The 20,628-nt window shown below is 40.5% G+C and carries 9 protein-coding genes and 1 pseudogene; 2 read left to right on the top strand and 8 right to left on the bottom strand.

All coding sequences use genetic code 11. From position 1 onward, the window contains the following. The coding region (locus tag UYI_RS0128170) for a transposase (RefSeq protein ID WP_016870034.1) at positions 1-282 on the top strand (282 nt) is incomplete at its 5' end. Between the two features lie 199 nt (positions 283-481). On the opposite strand, the gene UYI_RS0128165 is transcribed toward UYI_RS0128170, so the two are convergent. The 8 genes and pseudogenes from UYI_RS0128165 to UYI_RS0128130 all read right to left on the bottom strand — a co-directional run bounded on the left by UYI_RS0128165 (position 482) and on the right by UYI_RS0128130 (position 19,233). Then, positions 482-1,714, bottom strand: coding sequence for a hypothetical protein (locus UYI_RS0128165; protein WP_016870033.1), 1,233 nt, complete (start codon positions 1,712-1,714; stop codon positions 482-484). A 65-nt stretch (positions 1,715-1,779) separates the two neighbouring features. After that, entirely contained in the window at positions 1,780-3,594 is a 1,815-nt protein-coding gene (locus UYI_RS0128160; RefSeq protein WP_016870032.1) for an SBBP repeat-containing protein, read from the bottom strand. A 118-nt stretch (positions 3,595-3,712) separates the two neighbouring features. After that, on the bottom strand, positions 3,713-4,861 hold the full coding sequence (locus tag UYI_RS0128155; RefSeq protein ID WP_016870031.1) for a beta-ketoacyl-ACP synthase III: 1,149 nt from the start codon (positions 4,859-4,861) through the stop codon (positions 3,713-3,715). 77 nt (positions 4,862-4,938) lie between these two features. Further along, a complete protein-coding gene (locus UYI_RS0128150; RefSeq protein WP_016870030.1) occupies positions 4,939-5,856 on the bottom strand; it encodes a hypothetical protein in 918 nt (305 codons plus the stop codon). A 210-nt stretch (positions 5,857-6,066) separates the two neighbouring features. Continuing rightward, complete coding sequence (locus UYI_RS0128145) at positions 6,067-7,719, bottom strand: PfaD family polyunsaturated fatty acid/polyketide biosynthesis protein (protein ID WP_016870029.1); 1,653 nt, start codon at positions 7,717-7,719, stop codon at positions 6,067-6,069. Between the two features lie 361 nt (positions 7,720-8,080). Then, positions 8,081-11,302, bottom strand: coding sequence for a PfaB family protein (locus UYI_RS0128140; RefSeq protein ID WP_026086224.1), 3,222 nt, complete (start codon positions 11,300-11,302; stop codon positions 8,081-8,083). Between the two features lie 104 nt (positions 11,303-11,406). Then, positions 11,407-18,572, bottom strand: a pseudogene (locus UYI_RS33640) (SDR family NAD(P)-dependent oxidoreductase). Positions 18,573-18,984: 412 nt separating this feature from the next. Continuing rightward, positions 18,985-19,233 carry a hypothetical protein gene (locus UYI_RS0128130; RefSeq protein WP_016870027.1) on the bottom strand — a complete coding sequence of 83 codons (249 nt, stop codon included), beginning with the start codon at positions 19,231-19,233 and terminating at the stop codon, positions 18,985-18,987. 829 nt (positions 19,234-20,062) lie between these two features. Here UYI_RS0128130 and UYI_RS35375 point away from each other — a divergent pair. Beyond that, positions 20,063-20,377 (top strand): hypothetical protein, encoded by a 315-nt coding sequence (locus tag UYI_RS35375; protein WP_016870026.1) that lies wholly within the window; start codon positions 20,063-20,065, stop codon positions 20,375-20,377. The last annotated feature ends 251 nt before the right edge of the window (positions 20,378-20,628 follow it).

Raw genomic sequence — 20,628 nt, 5'->3', positions numbered from 1 at the left:
ATATTATATGAAATTTTCTCTCCACAAGAAGCACGTCGAATTATTAAAAAATTAGAATTTCACTATACTCCTAAACACGCTTCTTGGTTGAATCAAGTAGAAATTGAATTATCTGTTTTATCCCGCCAATGTCTAGAACGGCGTATTCCTGATGTCGAGACATTATCTTCTGAAATTGCCGCTTGGGAAGCACAACATAATCAACAAAAATCTAGCGTTTATTGGGGTTTTAAAACCCAGGATGCACGTCAAAAAATGCAGCGTTTATATCCGAGCATTTAACATAGCAAAATTTCCTTGGTAGACTACTAGTACTCTGTCACAAAAACGCCAGCTGGGTAAAACAACTTGCCTCTTTCTTTGCGTTCTTTGTGTCCTTTGCAGTTCGTTTTTACCCCTCATAATTAATGCGATAAACCACCAGATACACCTCGAAGAGCCTTCTTTCCTATTGCTTACCTCAACCTTGTAAATTCATCAATCAAATCGGATTACCATTCTCACAAGCGACAGACTTAGAGAACTTATGAAAGAATTGAGTGTTATTTTGGATAGCCTTGCTAATCGAGCCTCCTGTAGCCATAACACGCATTTCACGATTAACAGGCCATGTGTAGTCTAGTTTGTCGAAAAACTTGCACAGTTCTGAAATGAGACGTTGGTGATACTTCAAATTCAAATGTAAACCTTCGTGTTCGTGGCAGAAGCATTTCTCTATCCAAAAGAGTGCCTCTTGGGTAGACATGGCAAATAGAGGCGAACGTAGTATCTTATAGACTAAGGGTATGACAAAAAGATTATCTGGATAAAAGCTTGCAACTGCACCAGCAGACAGCCCATTCAAAACGGTAAATTGCATCATGTAGATTGACAAATTAGCCATGAATTTTTCGTATTTTGTTGGCTTAGGAAAATCCTTGTACAGGTCTTGAGCAATCAGCTGAGAAGTTGTAGTGTGGAAAGATTCATCCAAGAAATGGTAATAGGAGATAGCAGTAGGAGCCGGGATAAACTCGTTTTTCTTCTCTAACTCCTTGAAATACTGAGAACGGCTGTGTTCTGTTAGCTTGAGAATCATATTGGCGATAAAGCGTAAGGCATAGTACTGTGATGCCAAGAAAGGTGTACTTCCCCAGTTAAAGCTGAATAAATGTCGCACAGGTCCTGGTGATAGACGCCCAATCATACCTCCCTGCATCGCCTTAGATTCATGCCCTGTGAAAGGATTGCCAATTATGGCATCCCCTAGCAGGTCGAGTTCCGTCATGTTAGCAACCGTGCGAAAGGCATGAATGTGGTAGCGTTCTTGAGAAGTTTCAACATCCAGTTCGTGGCAGAGGGTTTCGTAGCCACCTATGCTGTAGAAAACGCTGCCTGTAATCTGATTGTACAGAACTGTATTAGTTTCACTAGCAGCAGTAAGATTGTAACCTCCAACCCAAAAAAGATGATTGAGAGCAATCTTTTGCGAGGGTGAAGCTACTTCGTAGAGTGGGGTTCCATAGAGGATTGAAAGCTCAGGATCACTCCAATAATGATCTTTGTAGCTGCTGTAATCAAAATTTTGCTCCAATTCTTTTATTTTCTCGGTATAGTTGGACTCCTTGTTACGCCGATAGTTGATTTCGGTCACTTTTAAATGCTTCTTGACCTGTATTTCACATGTAATCTGAGGTTGTTGTTGTGTATTTAATTCTTCAGTGTTATCCATCATATGTCTCTGTTTATGAGTTCTGTGAAATCAAAGATTTCATGTACTATGAAGTTCTCAAAAAACATCTAAGCTGGAAGAACATTAACTAGGGTGTCATTCTCACTAACCAGCTTTGGAGTACCACTAAAGTCTTGCAAAGTTCCTGACTCGGAATCGAGCTTAGCGATCCAGCTATCTATAGACCCAGCATTGATGCCCCCAAAAGAACCCTCACTAGTTCCTGTAACGTAGACGTTGCCAAACTGGTCTAATGTAACACTGGTGGCAGCATCAGACTTAGAAGTTCCAAACTGTTGAATCCACAACTGGTTGCCTTCACTATCATACTTGGCAATCCAGGCATCATTAGACCCAGCATTTTTTCCCCCCAAGTTGTTGTTGGTATATCCCACTAGAAAAATATTGCCATTTGAATCGACCTTCATGCCCGAGGATGCATCATCACCGCCAGTACCAAACTGTTTTATCCATAGTCGATTACCATTGCTGTCATACTTGCTAATCCAAACATCATCAGACCCAGCATTTTTTCCCCCCAAGTTACCCAAAGTCCATCCTGTCATGTAGACATTGCCTTGAGTATCTGTATCTATCGCCTTTGGGAATTCATAATCTTTAGTGCCAAATTGTTGAATCCATTCCAACTGACCATTATGATTGTTCTTGGCAAACCAGACATCATATAGCCCAGCATTCTTTCCTCCCAAGTTGCCCATAGTCCAGCCTGTGGAATAAACACTACCGTCATTACTGACGGTAACAGCGTAAGCTTCATCAAAAGCGGAACTCCCAAACTTTTGAAACCACTGCTGATTGCCATTGCTGTCATACTTAGTTACCCAGACATCATCTGCAAAAACATTAGGCTCGAAAAAAAGTCCTTCCTGCTGTTGCTCAATAGTGAATCCTGTAAGATAAACACCGCCATCGTCATCAACTTTCATACCAAAGGAGGCATCAATCAGTTCAGTTCCAAACTGTTGAATCCACTGCTGATTGCCATTGCTATCATACTTGCCCACCCAAACATCATAATTTCCTTGTCCTTGATTGAGTCCTCCCAAATCGCCTTTTGTCATTCCTGCCAGGTAGAAGTTACCTTTGTTGTCGGTGGCAATGCTAGTAGCAAAGTCAGCACTAGAAGTTCCAAACTGTTGAATCCACTGCTGATTACCATTACTGTCATACTTACCCACCCAGGCATCATCAGACCCAGCTTTGGCTCCTCCCAAAGAGTCACTAGTCGCCCCCGCTACGTATAAATTACCAAAGGAATCTGTAGCTGAGCTTGTAGGTAAGTCAATACCGATAGATCCCAATTGCTGAATTTTTCCTTGTACTGGTCCAAGTGGTGGGGTGTAGCCCTCATATTGAAAGTAGTCTCCCTTAAGACTCAAATGATGAATCCCAGGTAAAACGGCAATGAGGTCAGGTACAGTTCCCTGCTTCCAAAATATCGCTGTTCCCATAGGAGATTTGAGCAACTGGTAGTCTTTAGGAGTGCCGTGTAGCTGAATGATATCCTGCCAGGGGTTAAAGTCTAAAATTGTGGAAAATTGCTTTAAACCAAAGTTGTGTCCCTTGTCGTCAACATAATATGGCTGTCTCCAATCACCAAGAACAAATCTGTCGCTCCAGTTAAACTGACTGCCGTTTAGTGGAGCCATGAAATCCGCGTCACCCAGAATAATATCAATTTGCTTTTGATCAAGACCACTACTTGGATTTAAACCAACAAAGGCATCATTTCCAGAGCGGCCCCATATGAATTCACTACCCTCGCTCTTGAAAAGTAAATCACTACCAGGTGTGCCTACATTTAAAACTCTCAAAAAGATGGCGTTGATATCACGTTTTAATGTAGTTGGTATATTGTCCATCAGTTCAAACCTGAGCAGTATTTAAATCTTTCAGTGAGTTATTTGCCACAAACAACGCCATTTTTCAAGCTCATAATAAACATGATAGATAACTTACTAAAATAGCTGTAAGCTTAAATTAAACAGCCGTTAAATGCATATAAGCGTATGAAAATCTAGCACTTTCGGGAACCAAGCAAAATATTTTATCACCTCGTTGAATTTTCCCTGATGATACTAATTCCTCTAACATCACAAAGATAGAAGCAGAGCCTGTATTACCCTTAGAAGTTAAATTAGTAAACCATTTGTCGTAGGTAATATGGACTCCAATTTCAGCCATCTTGTCATGGAGTTGCTGCCTAAAAAACTCTGATGAGTAATGAGGTAAAAACCAAGTAATATCATTTGCCTTCAAGTTGTATTTATCTCGAATCTGAATTAAGCCTTTTTGACCATAGGAAATAATATTTTCTCCAAGAAGTTTAGCATCCTGCTTTAAGGTAAAATAACCTTCTTTTTCTACTTCTTTGGGATTTTCGACATCCCGCCAGCCTTGTAAAGAACCATCTGCTCTTTTGACAGCTCCCATATACATGCAAGCTTCTAGCTGATTAGCAAAGGAAATTAAATCAACCCAGTCTATTCTGAGTGAAATGCTATCTTGATCAGGCGTATCTTTAATCAAAACAGCAGCAGAGGCATCAGAAAGCATCCATCTTAAAAAGTCTTTCTCAAAAGCTATGATTGGTTTAGCTTCCAAATCTTGAATTTTTGCTTCTATTTCTGGTTGAAAATACACCGCAGTTAGGGCATTCGATACTACTTCTGACCCTGTAGTTACAGCATTTTTGGTCAAACCGGAAGACACACTCATAAATCCATACTTGAGTGCTGTTACTCCTGAACAGCAGACACCACTTGTAGCTACCACTTCACAAGGAGGACATCCAAGCTCCCCATGTACCATCAAAGCATGGTTGGGAATCAGCTGATCCGAGCCTGAGGTTCCACAAACTAAACACTCTATTTTATCTAAAGGAAAATTATATTTTCTGCAAAGAGTACGCACTGCCTCAGCAGTTAATTGTGCATTGTTATGAGTTTGCTTACCTGTCTTCGGATCTATTGCATAATATCGAGTTTTGATACCGTTGTTATTGAGAATTCGATTTTTTGAGCGAGAGGGTTTTCCATTGATTAACCCAAGAACATTTTCAATCTCCTCATTATCAATTGGTTCATTAGGTAGAAAAACTCCTAGACCTGTAACATATGCTGAAGCCATAATCTTCTCCGAAGAATTTAGTAAAACGTCAAATTTATAAACGTCTTTTCCTGAAAACAATTAGTTATTGTTGACTTCTAATCCAGACCAGATGGAGATTTTAGAAGCTCAACATAAGACGCTATTTTTTTATGAATCAGTGGAGAAAAGAGAAATTGAACAACAGTGGAAACTATAAGGACAATTGGAATAGCAAATATGAGCTGCACCGCAAAGATACAGATTATTGGTATTCTGCTCCAGCTACCTTGTTTACCAAAAAAACGAACTATCTTAGCCCACGGACGATATACCAAGTGCCCAATAACTTCTGGAATGACATAGCGTTGATTAACTTCAACGGCTCCAAGTCCTTTAAGCATTGGTTGATGCGAAGAATCACTTAATGCTGCAAGATTATTAGCTATCCGCTTCCCAAATCTTGATAACGCATAAATATCCTCATCTCTGACACCAGCAGCAGGTAATACTCCCAAAAATCTGTTTTTTTTCCCAGTCAATAGTAACCGGGGAGTGGTAATAAAAGTAGCCAAAGGTGGCCCTTGGTGAGTCAATACCACATTATCAATATGAATTCCTCCGACTTCTGCAATCATTTTCTTCATCATTTCTGAGGCAGAGTGCCACATATTTCGACAGACTACTAAAGTGATAACTTTCGTATTCTGTAAAACTTTGGCATACTTGGATTTTAAAAAACCCTGAATTGGTAAAGATGGAGCCAAAAACCAAACCTGATAAGCAAGAATAATTAGATCAAATTTGTCATCATTATCAAATTGTGGTGGATAGATTTCCGGCGGCTCCCCATTTACACATTCTGGAAAAACATCAAAAAATTTATATAAGCTCCAAGGAGAAGGATAATTATCTTTTGGTTTAATACACTCCCAGGTAAGCTCAATTTCTGGTTTTTGGAGAAATTTAGTAAAAGATTCAGCGGCACGAGTCACATCTCCCGATTGTGAGTAGTAAACTACCAATACACGTTTCATGACTGTAGGTAGGAAAAGTAGTTAGGAAAGTTGTGAAAATTAGATGCTGATGCTAGGAGAATACTTAATACCAAGTGTGGCTAATTGCTTACGATATTATGCTTCGTTGTTGGGCATCGGGCATGGGAATATCATCAGTATCTTAATTACCCATTACCTATTACCAGCCTACGCGACAGTATAAGTATTCAAGCGAACATGATATAAGTCTTATTGTGGTCGATACTGCATGTAGCTAGCTGGCATTTGCAATCCTTGGATTTTCAAACTTTGGATGCGGAATAAATATGCAGCACCTCTCATAATATGGTTAGCAACATCAACCACTTTCCGATTATTTGGTTGAGCAAGGTAAGAACCCCTTACCCAGTCATTAAAACTACCCATTGCAGGGCCACACCAGATTTGATAATCTGTTTCTCGACCTTTTTCCCCAGAGTTAGACCAGCGAGACGACAAGCCAAGATACCAGCGAAAAATTAGAGCCATCTTCATTTTGGGATTGTTGGCAGCCTTAATTAATTTATCGGGATTTCTTTGGGATAAATAGGCAGTGGTTTCCTTCCAAATTACTTCCAGATTCTTTCTAAAAACCTGTTTTTCTAGTTTCTCTCTTTCTACAGGTGGGATGTCTTCAATTGAGTTATAGTTTTTGTATAAATCAAACAGTTTCTGCGCTCGCAGGGGAAAGAAAGTTCCTCTTTTAAGAACTTGAAGTTTTACTCCCATTTCAAACATGTCTGCTGCTGGGGCCATCATCATGTCAGTCATCTCGGCTTGAGCTAGTAATTGTTTTGTATATTGAGAAGTTCCAGCTTCAACGCAAGACTGGTTGATAGAGCCGGTGACAATATAGGCAGCACCCATCATAAAAGCAGCTAATGCTGATTGCGGAGTCGCTATTCCTCCTGCTACTCCGACTCGCACAGGTTGTTCGTAACAGTATTTTGTTTGAATTTCATCTCTCAATTCCAAAATTGAAGGTAAGAGGCAAACTAGAGGACGATTATCTGTATGACCACCAGAATCTGCTTCTACAGTGATATCATCCGCCATTGGCACTTGTTCGGCTAGTTTTGCTTGTAATTCACTGATGAGGCCTTGTTCAACTAATCGTTTGAGAATGTTTGTAGGGGCAGGCTGAAGAAATTTGTTTGCAACTTCTCTGCGAGAAATTTTAGCAATGACTTTATTTTTGATTTCGATTTCATTGGCTGCACTTAAACCCAGCCCAGCAGCTCGATAGTAGACGATGTTGTCACTCAAATCTAGAAAGGCGGAAGCTTCTATTGTTCTCACCTGATATTTGAGATACAAATCAATAGCACTGCGTTCAATAGCAGGTTCGCTAGGACTGTGGAGCAAATTAAAAACGTAAGGACCCTCTGGCAAGGCTTGTTGAATGCGGTTAATGGCTGCTTCAACACGGGAAGGAGTTAAGCCTCCAGCACCAAATGAACTTAAAATTCTCTCTCTGCCAAGAGCAATTACTAATTCTTCAGAAGCAATACCATGAGCCATCGCCCCAGTGGCGTAGGCATATTTCACTCCATGAAATTCCAAGAAAGTTGGATCGCCTAATTGTTGAGTACTGAGGGGTGGAACAGCTATGAGCGTTTCCACTTTTCCTGTTTGTCCATGATTGGAATTGTATAAGTATCCTTGGTTGGTGACGCCAATTTGACCTTCAACCCTGAGAATGTAACAAGGTTTATCTAAATTCAGCAGTTTAGCTTTTATGCCCTCTTCATCAAAAGATACAGAGTCTAATGAACCTTGCCAAATTTGATTATGATTGGGCAAAAAGTTGGAAAATTTGAGGTTTTGAGAAGTTTTATCTGGTAAAGTGTCTACGCTAGTCACGTTTTTAGCCTTTTAATGTCTAAGGAGTTTGGAGTTAAAGCAATCAGCTAGTTGTTGATTCCAGCTCTTTCAAGGTGACTCGTAACGTAAAATTTCTTTTTTCTCTGGTGTGTTCTCTCTTGCCTCATGCGGTTAAATTAACTATAAACCGCCGAGAACGCAGCGAAAAGTTTGTAGACACGAAGTGGCTTCCCGAAGGGTGCGGAGGTTTCCTCCGTACTCTAACCTTGAAGCCGGCTTCACCTCTACAAAGCAGCGTCCCGGAGGGAACTTCAAAGCTTTTCAAGAGAGAGGACACACAGACAAGAGGTTACAGAGAAGTTGATTGTCGAGAATTTTTATCTAGCTTGAAAGGGCTAAATTATTGCTCTCTGGCTGAATGCTCGTTATCTATGTCATTTTTATCGAAAATATGCTGCAAACAATCTAATTGACGCTGAATTATTAGACTAATTTGCAGTAGTGATTCTTGTCGAGCTTGTAAAAAATTAGCATGAGATTTGGTGAACTGGGATGTGTTTTCACTCAGCTTTTGATATAAATTATTGCGTAAATTTAGCACATGTAATTTAGAAACATAACTATGTTTTTTTAAGGAAGAAGTAGGAGGATAATGGTATTTTTTTTGTTGTTCGCCTGTTGTGGTAAAGTGGGGTTTTGGTGATTCTTCTACAAATTCCAAACTTTTGATATGACCTTGCTGAAAGTAAGGATTTAAGCGTTCAAATTCCCTTAGATCTAGTGGTTTATATTGTTGTTTTTTATTATTCTGAATCAGAGTGTCTGAAGTTGGATTTTGGAAATTTTTCTGGTCTTTCTTGGTTAATGCTGTGAAGTTAAACTCGCTACCGTTCAATGTTATGGTTCTAAGCTTGGGCTGAATTTGTCTGGTATTTTCTTGGACTTGAGAATACAGTGATGATAAGTCCATGTTGACTCTGTGACTGAGGAGTTTGGCTAATGCTTTCACAATACAAGTATGCTCGTCTATTCCTCTCTTATTGAGAGAAACTGTGATGTGTTCTTTTTGCTTGAGGGTTCGACTAATCCATCTGGAACAATTACTTCCAGCGCCTACTTCGATAAATATTCTGCTACCGTCTTCCCAGACGCGCTCAACTAGCCGAGGAAAATCAAGCTGTTGAATAAGTACTTTGGCAATGTTGTTACCAACAGAATGACTATCGAGGGTAATAGGTTTATATTCTGCTGCCGAATAAAAAACGGTGTTTGGTATGTTTTGGATAGGTAAGGTATTTAGTTTAACAAGTGCGTCGTATTCAGAACGTATAGCCTCGCAATGAATTACATGATTGAAAGGGGCACGAAAAGCATCGCAATTTAGGGTTTTAATTACCCTTTGACAGGCTTGTGTATCACCAGCGATCGCTACTTCTTCTGGAGTATTAATTAAAGTTAAATAGACGCGCTTCTCATGTTTGAGAGCCTCCCTGACACGGGAAACGGGACACATGAGTATATATGTACTCCAAAATTCTTTGCCTTCACTATTCTGCTCTTGAGTCAATCCCCAGTATTTACGAACTGCGTTTTTAGGGCCAGACAATTGTGTTTTAAATAGAGCAGATGAGTTCAAATCCTCACTACCTTCGTGAAAGTGAGCCCAGATTCCCTGAGAAAGCATCATACTAGTTTCGCCGAGGCTATAGCCAAAGACAGAATGGGGCTGTAGTTGGAAATAATTCTTGAGAATTGCACTCAAGAGTCCAGCAACGCCAACTTCTGATTCAAGCATTGCGACTGGATCATCGATCAATTGCTGTTCGAGGGCTTCTAATTGCTTTGTGGATAATTTACTCAGGCTTCTAGGATAAAGAAGTTTCTCTATGTTGAGGACACGACTGTAAACGCTTTGAATGACTGGATCTTCGTAAATTTTGGGAAACAAGCGGAAGAGATTTCGAGCAATGCCAACATAAGAACTGTAAGCGCCAGGATAAACGAAAGCAACATTGCCTTTGTTACTTAGTGGTTTGGGCGTAAAATAGCTACCTACGGGGGTTTGCCAGTCTTTGCCTGTATTGAAAGCATCGGCAACACCCTGAAGAGCGCGCTGAATTTCCCGCGTCAATTCCTCTTGATTACGTCCGAGAATTGCCAGTGCGTAAGTGGCATGTTGACGCTGTTGATAAGCTGTAAAGGTAAGGCTTGCAGCAGCAGATAGAGAAGAAGAATTGGCAATTGTTTGTTCTAAGGCACGCAGCTGTTCTAATAAAGTAGGGCAATCATCAGCAGCGATCGCAAACAGATAAAAAGGCATTTGCTCTAAATATCTGCTGCTACGCTGTATCTGAGTTGCTTCCTCCGACAAAATTAAATGTGCATAACTGCCATCTATCTCCATACTGTTAATGGCAGCTATTCTTTTAGTAGCTCCTGTGGCTAAAAACCAAGGTCTTGATTCAGGAGCAACATAAAAGGGGCTACCCTCCCAGGCTTGGGGCATTTTGGGAGTAGACCAATGGGGAACACCAGGAATGTAACGGTGATATAAACAGAGTGCTGTTTTAATGACGCTGACTATTCCTGAGACAGCATAGGTATGTCCGATGTTAGCTTTGACACTACCGATCGCACAATTGAGACCAGGGTCAGAAGTTCGGTAAGCCTGAAGCAAACCTAAAATTTCTGACTCATCTTGCTGGGGAACTCCACTGGCGAAAACTTCTAAATAGCCGATATCTGCGGGTTTGACACTTGCCATATCAAAAGCGAGTTGACATACTTGCGTTACCGCTTTCGAGTCAGGGATAGTTTGAGAAGAAGAATTATCTTTTAAGATATTGAGGGCATCAATCACTGCATAAATGCGATCGCCATCTTGTTGTGCTGTTTCGTGGAGTTTCAAGACTACGGCCGCTGCACCTTCGCCTAGCATCCAACCATTAACGTTCTGGTCATAACTCAAAGTATGAACGCCTGTGTTGACTGTTGCCGTTTGATTTCTCGTTAAAAGACTAGCGCTATTCTCAGCCAGTTCCACAGCACCAACAACAACAGCATCTACTTCTCTGATTGTAAGTAGCTTTTTTGCAACCTCAAAAGCCTTGCACACAGAATGTTGTTCGGCTATGAGTGTGAATAAAGGACCAGGAAAATTCCACAGACTGGAAATACTCCACTGATTGGAAATGGCGTCTTTTGCTTCTTGATTAATTAGACGTAGAGACAGTTCTGTTGCGGCAACAATAACAACTGCTACCCTACTTCTTTGATCTAATTTTGCATCTTGGAGAGCGTTATCAGCAACCTTGAGCATCAACAGTTCTTGAGGTTTTAGTTTTTCTGCTTCCTCAGATGCTAATTGGAAATCTGAAAAATTGATTTCAAAATCTTTGATATATGCTCCTAAAGGTGCAACATCACTTTCCAAGCCATAGTTGTTGAAAAACTGCTCTTGCTTTTTTATTTCTTGCCATCGCTGGGAGGGAAAGGTAATAAAGTGTTGAGTTCCATCATAAATACTACGTTCAAAAGCATCTAATCCGTGACAGCCACCCAAAAAACAATCCATACCAACAATCGCAATTTTGGGATTTTTCATTTGTTCATTTATGCCCATTACTACAATATCCTCGTACCAACGCATATTTTTGGAGAGAAATAGGGGCAGTGCCTTGTGCTTGCTTTAGTGCTTGTTTTCTATCCCCTATTACCTATCACCTATCACCTTTTTATAGGCAAAATAGTTCCCTTGGCTGCAATCATGCGAGTATAAATTTTTCCTTGGCGATCATGTGCGATGACATCAGCAGTTACAGATGAATCTGTCTTTGATTTGATTTCACAAGAAACGTAAAAGGTTTGATCGAATGGGATAGGTGCGAACTGTTCAAAGATTGTTATTTCTGAGGGTAAACAACCTTCTTGATAGAAATATTGTGTCCAAATCCATAATGCATGAATCTGAACATCCGCAATATATGGGTTAAATGTTTGTACAGGAAATTGCCCTTGTTGTCTTGTCTTGAGTTTTGGCAAAGAGCATTCTAGAGTTATCTTTTCAGGACTGACATTTAAGATAGTTTTTACGCCCTGAAAAGAAGGCCCATGAAATAAGCTTGATGCCCCGTTTTGATAAAGCGATGTAGTAGAACCGAGACTTATTTCTTCCTGTTTCAAGTTCAGCGAATCATAACTTGGGGCAGCTGTAATTTCACGTTTCAGTGTAATTTGGCTGCTGAAATGATAACGAATTTTTCCTTGTTGATTCTTACTAGATATCTTAGCATCAAATTGTATTTCTTCAGCATTATTTTTAGAAATCTCTTGCAAATCTAAAGTGTATTCTTTTGCCAGAGTTTCATCAAAAATAATTCCTTTCAAAACCTTGAAATTTGGGCAATTAAATGATTTGTAACCAGGATAGAGTTGTTCACAGGTATTAGCAATCCATGTTAGGGCACAAGTAGCTGGTAGAACTGGACGACCAGCAATGACATGGTCTTGTAAAAATGGGTTTTCTGCTAAAGTTAATCGGCGCTGGATACGATATTTCTTCAACTCAGAATTGAAAGACTGAGGTATATACAATAGGGGGCTACCTATGACTACTTGTGTCGTTTGTTGATTTACTTGTGCCAATTCATCAACCAACATTTGAGTGCCAACTTCTATAGGAATAGTCTCTATACCCCGTTCAGCAAAAGCTTTCTTCAATTCCGGTGTCACCATACCACTATCCCAAGGCCCCCAATTAATAGCAACTGCATGGCAATTGGGATAGTTGCATTTCACAAGATGAGCTGACTTGTTGAGAATTTCATTAGCGATCGCATAATCTGACTGACCAATATTCCCGTAAAAACCCACTACAGAGGAAAACAGAACTAAATAATTAAGTTGACTAGGTGAAACGCAGCGCAGCAAGTTTTCTAAACCAGTGACTTTGGCAGCGAAAACAGTTTCAAAATCCCGTTCTGTTTTATTTTCAATGCGCTTATCTGCCAAATTACCAGCCCCGTGAATAATTCCCGTTACTGCACCCAAACGTTCAACTGCGGCATTCAGTTGTTCTTGGAGTTGTGTTGCATCAGTAACATCCACGCTCAGATATTCTGCCTGTCCACCCGCCTGTTCAATCGCTTGCAGGGTAGTATCAATTTCTCGCCTAGATGCGATCGCCTTATACTTTTTCTGCACCATTGCAGGTGTGGGCTTTTCTCCTTTAGCGATAAAATCATCCATAATCCGTTTTTTCAATTCCCCTTCATTTGAGCAGCCTTCAGCCCACACGGGTTCAGGATCTACAGACGAACGCCCTAGAAGAATAAATTTGCATTGATAATGCTGTGCTAGCTTAATGACGCATTGAGCGGTTATTCCTTTTGCGCCACCACTGACGAGAAAGACTTGGGATTGGGGATTGGGGATTGGGGATTGGTTAAAAGTTCTTCTTTGTCCTCCTGTCCCCTCTTCACGCACCAGCGTTGTTCGTCCATGTGAACTGTATCCAACTTCAACAATTAAGTGATTGGGGTCGTGGAGTTCGGCGAGGATATATTTTACCGATGTGTGAGCATCTAAATCAGGACTTAAGTCAATGGCGCGACAAAATACAGCTTCCCATTCCTGATTCAGGGTTTTGGTTAGTCCGAACAGTCCACTACTGATAGCACCAAAGTTGGTTTTATACCCTAATCCAAACTCGCCATCCAGATGAGCAACAGTGAGGAAGCAACTGCGCCCTTGATTTGCTGCTTGATTCAGTGGTGCTTTGAGATGTTTGGCGATCAGAAAGACGTGACGCAGGAGTGCTTTCTCTGTTTCCAGATAACGGACACAATTACTTGCATTATCATAGTTAGCAGGATTAAGGTGGATGAAGGCGGCGATTTGACCATCCTGAGAAGCGATCGCTTCTAGTTGATTTTGCAAATGCTCTTCGCTCAAATTCGCCAGCACAACCCGATTGATTCCTTCTGGTAAAGGTAATTGTTCGGCAATTAAGGTTTGGGGAAAACTCAAAACAACTACTTTCCAATTGCGCTTCACAAGAGCAAGAGCTAGTTCTGAAGTCGTGGCAGTCCCATCATCAGTAATCAAGGCGATATGCTTCTCAGGTAAGGTAAAATCTAAAACATCTGGTTCAGAAAGAACTTTGAGTTTGACTGGACTACGGTGAATATTGTGATCTAGCTTAGGAGTCTGGCTGTTGGACTCGGCTGGAAATGTTTTTTTTCCAGGGTCTCAGCTTGTTGCTTCATATAGTCAACTATTTGACCAAGAGTACGCAATTCTCCTAGTTCCTCCGGATTTGGCTTGGGCAAATTTGGGTATAACTCTAACAGCGCCCCCAGAATTTCAACTCGTTTGATGGAATCAATCCCCAAGTCCGCCTCCATATCCATCGACAGTTCCAGCATCTCCACTGGATAGCCTGTCTTCTCACTCACAACGTTGAGCAGAATTTGACTCAGGTCAGTGAAATCAAGGGAGGGAAGTGAGGAAGTTGGTTCTTCTGAAACGGTCGTAGAGTATATATCTTTACTCTGTGCATTTTCTATTTTCCGCGTCACCACATCGCTCTGTTCGCTTGTCTTGGCCTCATCCACAGCAACTTCTTGTGCTGTCTGCACTGGTGCAGATTCAACTGGAGAAATTACTGGTACAAGAGTCCGCATGTATTCCACAATTTGGCCAAGAGTGCGTAATTGTCCCAGTTCTTCCGGATTAGGCTTGGGTAAATCTGGATATAATTCCAGCAACCCTCCCAAAATTTCAACTCGTTTGATGGAATCAATTCCTAAATCCGCTTCGATATCCATCGAGAGTTCCAACATCTCCACCGGATAGCCTGTTTTATCGCTGACAACATTGAGTAGAGTGTGGCTGAGGGTGGCATCATCAATGGTTAATGGTACTGATGGTACATCTGCCGATGGAACGGTGGGAGTATCAGTGGTAGTTACGGTAACTGACTTTGTGTCATGATTGCCATTTTTATAAGTACCGTTGCTATAAGTACCATTGCTGACACCATTACCTTTACTATAGTGAACACCATTACTAGTGCCATTGATTAAAACAGGCTCAAAGCTAGTTACAAAATCGTTAGTGGGTACGCCAACTGCTGCGCTAGTTCCACCATTGGTTCGGAATGAAACAGCAGAACTATCCTGATAGTTGACAATGGATGTTGTCTGTGGCAGCGATTCTGTAGGCTCTTTAGTACTTATGCTAGCAAGTAGCTGGTCGTAATGTTGCTGGAGTAATTGGAAAAAGTTTTTGGTTTGTTCTGTTTGATGGTTGAGATATTGCTCATGGACACGCAATGTTTCACCATGATGCTGGTGAAAGCGCATGATGCTGCGCTCAGAGTAGGAGATGACTATTTGTTTCGTTTCTGCATCTTGATGAGAGAACTTACTATTTTCCAGTAAGAAATTCTGTTGCTGCATCAGTTGGAAAAAGGTTTTAGTATATTCCGTCTGATGTTGCAAAGATTTTTCATGAACACGCAAAATATCACGTTGATGACGATTGAATTCGATTAGGGTAAACTCTAAACTATCTAAAACTAGTTGATAGTTTTGAGGAACCTCTAGACTTGTTTGCTGTTCTGCTTGGCTGTGCATATTTGCGGGGTGATTTTCTTTGATCTGTTTATCAGAAAATCCTTTCTTGGCGTAATTCGCGTCTACCGTCCGGGAAGCCGTTTCGCGTCTAATGCGGTTTATTACTTCATCCCCATATTGGACAACACCCGACTGATTACCGTTTGTATCGTCTGGATTTACAGGTAAAGAGTCTGTCTGTTGGACAGGGAGAGTAAGCGGAGTATTTGCCTGTGAGGAATTATCTTTTGTATCTGGCAGACTAACTTGATGCCCATTTTGCAAAGCTTTTGCAAAAGCCTGTTGAGTTTTTTCTGACACGTAGTTACTACCAGTTAGCCGGACAGTCAACAGCTTGTTTTTGGAAACTTCTGGTGTTTTCTGCTCAATTTGGTAGGGGTCAGGGTTTTGTAAAGGTAAACCAGCGACACGTAACAGCGTAACAACTTCTCTCAAGGAGCGATCGCTATCTTTTTGATAGCTGCCATTTAAAGCCACAGCTAAATGAGGTTGATCGCCAAGGATATCTTTGACTAAGCTGGTGAGAATGCCTTTAGGACCAAACTCTATGAAACAATAGCCACCTTGAGCGTAAATGTTTTCAATCTCTTGCTTAAAAAGTACCTGATTAATCAGGTGTTGTTTGAGGATTTTTTGAATGGCTTGTGGTTCATTGGGGTAACGCTCTCCTGTGACATTAGTGTAAACAGGGATTGTTGGCTCTTGGAAACTCACTTTCTCAATTGCTTGAGCAAAAGGTTTTTGAGCATAAGCTACCAGGGGTGTATGAAAAGCTGCGGAAACAGGTAGTAAGACAGTAGAATAAGCTTTCGCTTTTAGTTGTTCCTGCACTTGGGCAATTTCAGCTTTCGCTCCTGCCAACACCACTTGACGAGGGGAATTCAAGTTAGCGATAGTCACTTGGGGGAAATTCTTGATCACTTCTTCCACTTGAGAGATATCGCCTTTGACTGCCAGCATAGCTCCGGCATCAAACTCAGGATTATTTGGTGCAGCCATAGCCTGGCCCCTAACCTTAACTAGGAAAAAGTAATCTTCCTCACTGAGAACACCCGCAGCCCACAGAGCCGTTAATTCTCCAAAGCTGTGTCCCAAGACAAAATCTGGCTTGAATCCTCCCTGTTGTAATATCTTGTAAAGACCAACGCTGAAAGCTCCAATGGCTGGCTGTGCATATTCTGTACGTTGCAATGCTTCAACCTGTGCCTGTCTTTGCGCTGTATCAAAAACTGGGGGAGGAAAAACTATTTCTGAAACAAGCTGCAAGCCATCTTTATAGAAAAGTTTATCTATGTCACCATAGGTCTGTCTCAAGCAAGGAAAGTTGATCACCAGTTCTCGACCCATTTCCAGGTATTGAGAACCTTGTCCAGAAAACAGGGCAACTACCTTGCCTGGTGTTGGCATACTAGCTTTGCGGTAGTAAATTCCTTGGGGATGATCCCACGATTCTGCTTGTGGGTTCTTGGTGAGTAGGTCAATACATATTTGCAATGCTTTATAAGCTTCAGTCAAAGACTCGGCTACAAATCCTACTCTGGCATTTGTAGCAGGAATTTCTAATGATGCACAAGCTGCAATCAGTTCAGCGTAATACCGTTCTCTTTCTGGGGATTGCAACTGATGTAGAACATCTTGACAGCATGATATTAACTGCTCAGGTGTGGATGCAAATAACAGCACTGATTGGGGGGTATGATGTAAACGATAAGGGCGATCATGTTCGCTAGAGTATTCTTCTAAGACAACGTGATAATTCGTACCACCAAAACCAAAAGAACTTACTCCTGCACGTCTTGGTACTTCTGCTTGAGAGCGAATCCAAGGTCTTGTTTCTGTATTCAAATACAAGGGTGAGTTTTCCAGACCTAGTTTAGGGTGTGGCTTAGTAACGTTAATGGTTGCTGGCAATACTTTGTGGTGTAAAGCTAATGCTGTTTTAATCAAACTTGCCGCACCCGCAGCAGCTTTGGCATGTCCAATCTGTGATTTGACACTTCCGAGGGCAATATGTTGTTTTTTGCAATTGTTTTCCCCGAAAACTTCTTTGAGAGCTGTGACTTCGGCTGGATCTCCGACCATAGTACCTGTACCGTGTGCTTCAATCAAACCAACACTGGTAGGTGAAAATCCTGCATCTTCATAAGCACGATGCAAAGCCTTGACTTGACCTTCTGGACGAGGTGCATAGATGCTTTTATAGCGACCATCACTGGAGGTGCCAATACCTTTAATAACTGCATAGATTCTATCGTTATCGCGAATCGCGTCTTCAAGGCGCTTCAACACCAACATCCCTATTCCTTCAGCCAACATCATCCCGTCTGATTGAGCATCAAAAGGTTTGGGATTCTGACCTGGGGAAACAGCTGGTGTTTTGCTGAAACACATATAGGCGACAATCGAGTTGTCAGTGTCAACTCCACCAGTGAGCATCATATCGGCTCGATGCTCAACTAATTCACTAATTGACATGGCAAGTGCCCCTAATGAACTGGCACAGGCAGCATCCACCACACAGTTCATTCCTCCCAAATCTAGGCGGTTGGCAATTCGTCCAGCCACTATGTTTGCTAGCATACCAGGAAAGGCGTTCTCTTCCCATTGCACATATGCACTTTTGATTTTTTCGATAATTTTTTGCGTATCTTCATCAGATAAGCCACTACTTTTTAAGACTTTCTCCCAGACAGGGTACTCCAATCTAGTAGCTAATGGCATTGCTAACTGCCTTGCCAGTGCCACACCCAAAATTACCCCTGTGCGTTCTCGGTTAAACTGGCTTTTTTCACCATAACCAGCATCTTCCATTGCTGCTTTCGCAACAACCAAACCTAGCAACTGCGAAACATCTGTGACTTCCAAAACATTGGGAGGAAGCCCAAACTCCATAGGGTTAAATTCAATTTCTGGGATGAATCCACCGCGTTTGCAATAAGTTTTGTCAGGGGTTTTAGGGTTAGGATCGTAGTATTCGTTAACGTCCCAGCGTGATGGAGGAACATCGGTAATACAATCAACTTTGTGAATAATTTTTTCCCAGTATTCCTGTAAATTTTTAGATTCTGGGAAGATAGAAGCCATCCCGATAATAGCAATAGGAGTCTGGTGTAGTTTTTTATTAATTTTATTGGTTTCAGTTGCATTTGCAGACATCATCTTTTTTACCTTTATAAGTTTGTCCACAGCCTGTTCACAATTACTAACTTCTTTTTGTAACTGTTCAAAGTCAACTTCAATTCTAGAAGGAGCCATGTCTTAATATTCATTATTTACTTGGGAAATGTAGGGAAATAACCAAGATTTATGTACTCTACAAAAAACAAGATTGGAATTAGTAGTTAGGGAAAGAAACATTATATTTACAGAGGAGGTGAAAATTTCTAACTTCAAGCTTGCTACATAAAGTAGCTAAGCAACTTTAGCTTGGATTACCTCATCTAAAGAAATTAATCCTACTCTGTGCATCTGAGTAATAACATACATTACTCTTGCTGCTTATTGTAGACTAGTTGCTTTTTTGTAGCAACTTAAATGCAACAAAACAATTCCTGATGATTTGAAATTGTTAGCAAGTATTTTTTGTAAGTAATTGTAAATTCACGAAAATACATTAGTTTCGTGAATTTACTATTGTTGACTTGATAATTTTAACTAAATTCTATTGTTAATTAGCATTACTACCTTTCTTTCTAGATTCTGTCTGTTCTTCAGCAGCAGATAATAGCCGCCTTTCAAGTTCACTAATACTAATTCCCAGCTCAGAAGCTGTTTTGGTTTTCCATTCTTCCAGTTCAGCATCGTGTTGATTAAGCCATTCATGCACCGCGATACGTGCCATCTCAGCTTTACGAGCCGTCTGGCGGGCTGCATGAAAAATTAGCCGCTGGTGATCAAACCTTGTTAATGAGAGCATGAATCGCTGTAGTTTCATTCTCTTTAGGATGCGAACAACTTTAGCCACATCATCTATTTCAAACTTTTTCTAACACTATCTCATCTACCAAGAGTTTATCTTCTAAAATTGCATATAAATTGTATGCATTCTACGAAAGAGAGCGTGTTGATGCAAATCTAGTCTGAAAATAAGGCAAAAAACAGAAGAAATAAGAAAAATTTTCTTTGATTATGAACTTACCTTATGTTGTCTCTGATGACAAGATAAATCTCTGAGTTTTATGCAAGCTATTAATACTATTTCTGATATTGCAATCTATGCTTATAACTCTCTTTAATGAGGAAAGCAAGGAGGAGCATTGTACACAAGCTAATGTAGAAAGTATGTTAGCATGAGCATCTACCAAAAAGTAGAGATTTAAAATAATATATTGTATTAATCTATAATTTCTAATATTTATATATTGTTATCAATATTACATATAAATGATACAAAATGTTCTACTTAATGATAGATGTTTGGATTATATTATTAATTCAATTTTACGACTCATATTGCCTTCCATGAAGTACTTGTAAACATTAATAGTAATATTTTAGTTTCAATTATTTTTTATCCTTAAAGACGTTGCATATGAGTTGCATTTGAGTATCTTAAAGACTATGGTTGGTGATTAAATTGAGTCAAGACAAAATTCAATACTCTTACAAAGTAGGAGGTAATAACATTGCAAACATCGATTACCTTAATAACTGTATTACATCATCTGCCATTAGATATGATTACGCCTTGTTACATTCAGTTTTTACTTGTTTAGAATTTCACGAAACTAAATGGAGTTGCTGGCATGAGACTATCTGAGCTAGATCCACTCATACCAATATCTGATTTAAGAGAAGAACTCCTCAAGTTGCCAAAAGGCTACTGTTTTTATGAACAAGAACTTATAGAGTTTTTATCGCGACGACGATGGCCTGAAAACAACCGTCGTATTGACAGAACAACTTTTTGGCGGTGGAGAAACGACAATGGAATTGAGCATCAAAAAGTATTTAGTCGATTGGATCTTTTAAAACTCTGTCAAATCTGCGACCACTACCGCATTGATGGAACACGTAGTGAATACTTAGACATTATGAAAAGGAAAAAAGAGGTATGCTAAGCCAGTAAATCAGTACAATTTTGCAGACACACATTCCTGATTGGCTCCCACTGCTACAGAGTGATGGATATTTTTTCTAAAATCCATCCTCTGATAGCAACAATCACATCCGCAACTCTCAGCCTAGCTTATCCAGTTTACTTGCCACTATCTATATAATTGATAATTCCTCAACTGGAAGGGCACTCGATGTGGCGACGCTATTGACACCACCCGTACCTCAGCAATCCAAAATCCAAAATCGAATGACT

The organism is Fischerella muscicola PCC 7414, from assembly GCF_000317205.1.
GTDB classification, from domain to species: Bacteria; Cyanobacteriota; Cyanobacteriia; order Cyanobacteriales; family Nostocaceae; genus Fischerella; species Fischerella muscicola.
Note: the sequence above shows the minus strand (reverse complement) of the source record. Positions and strands in the feature narration are given on the sequence as shown.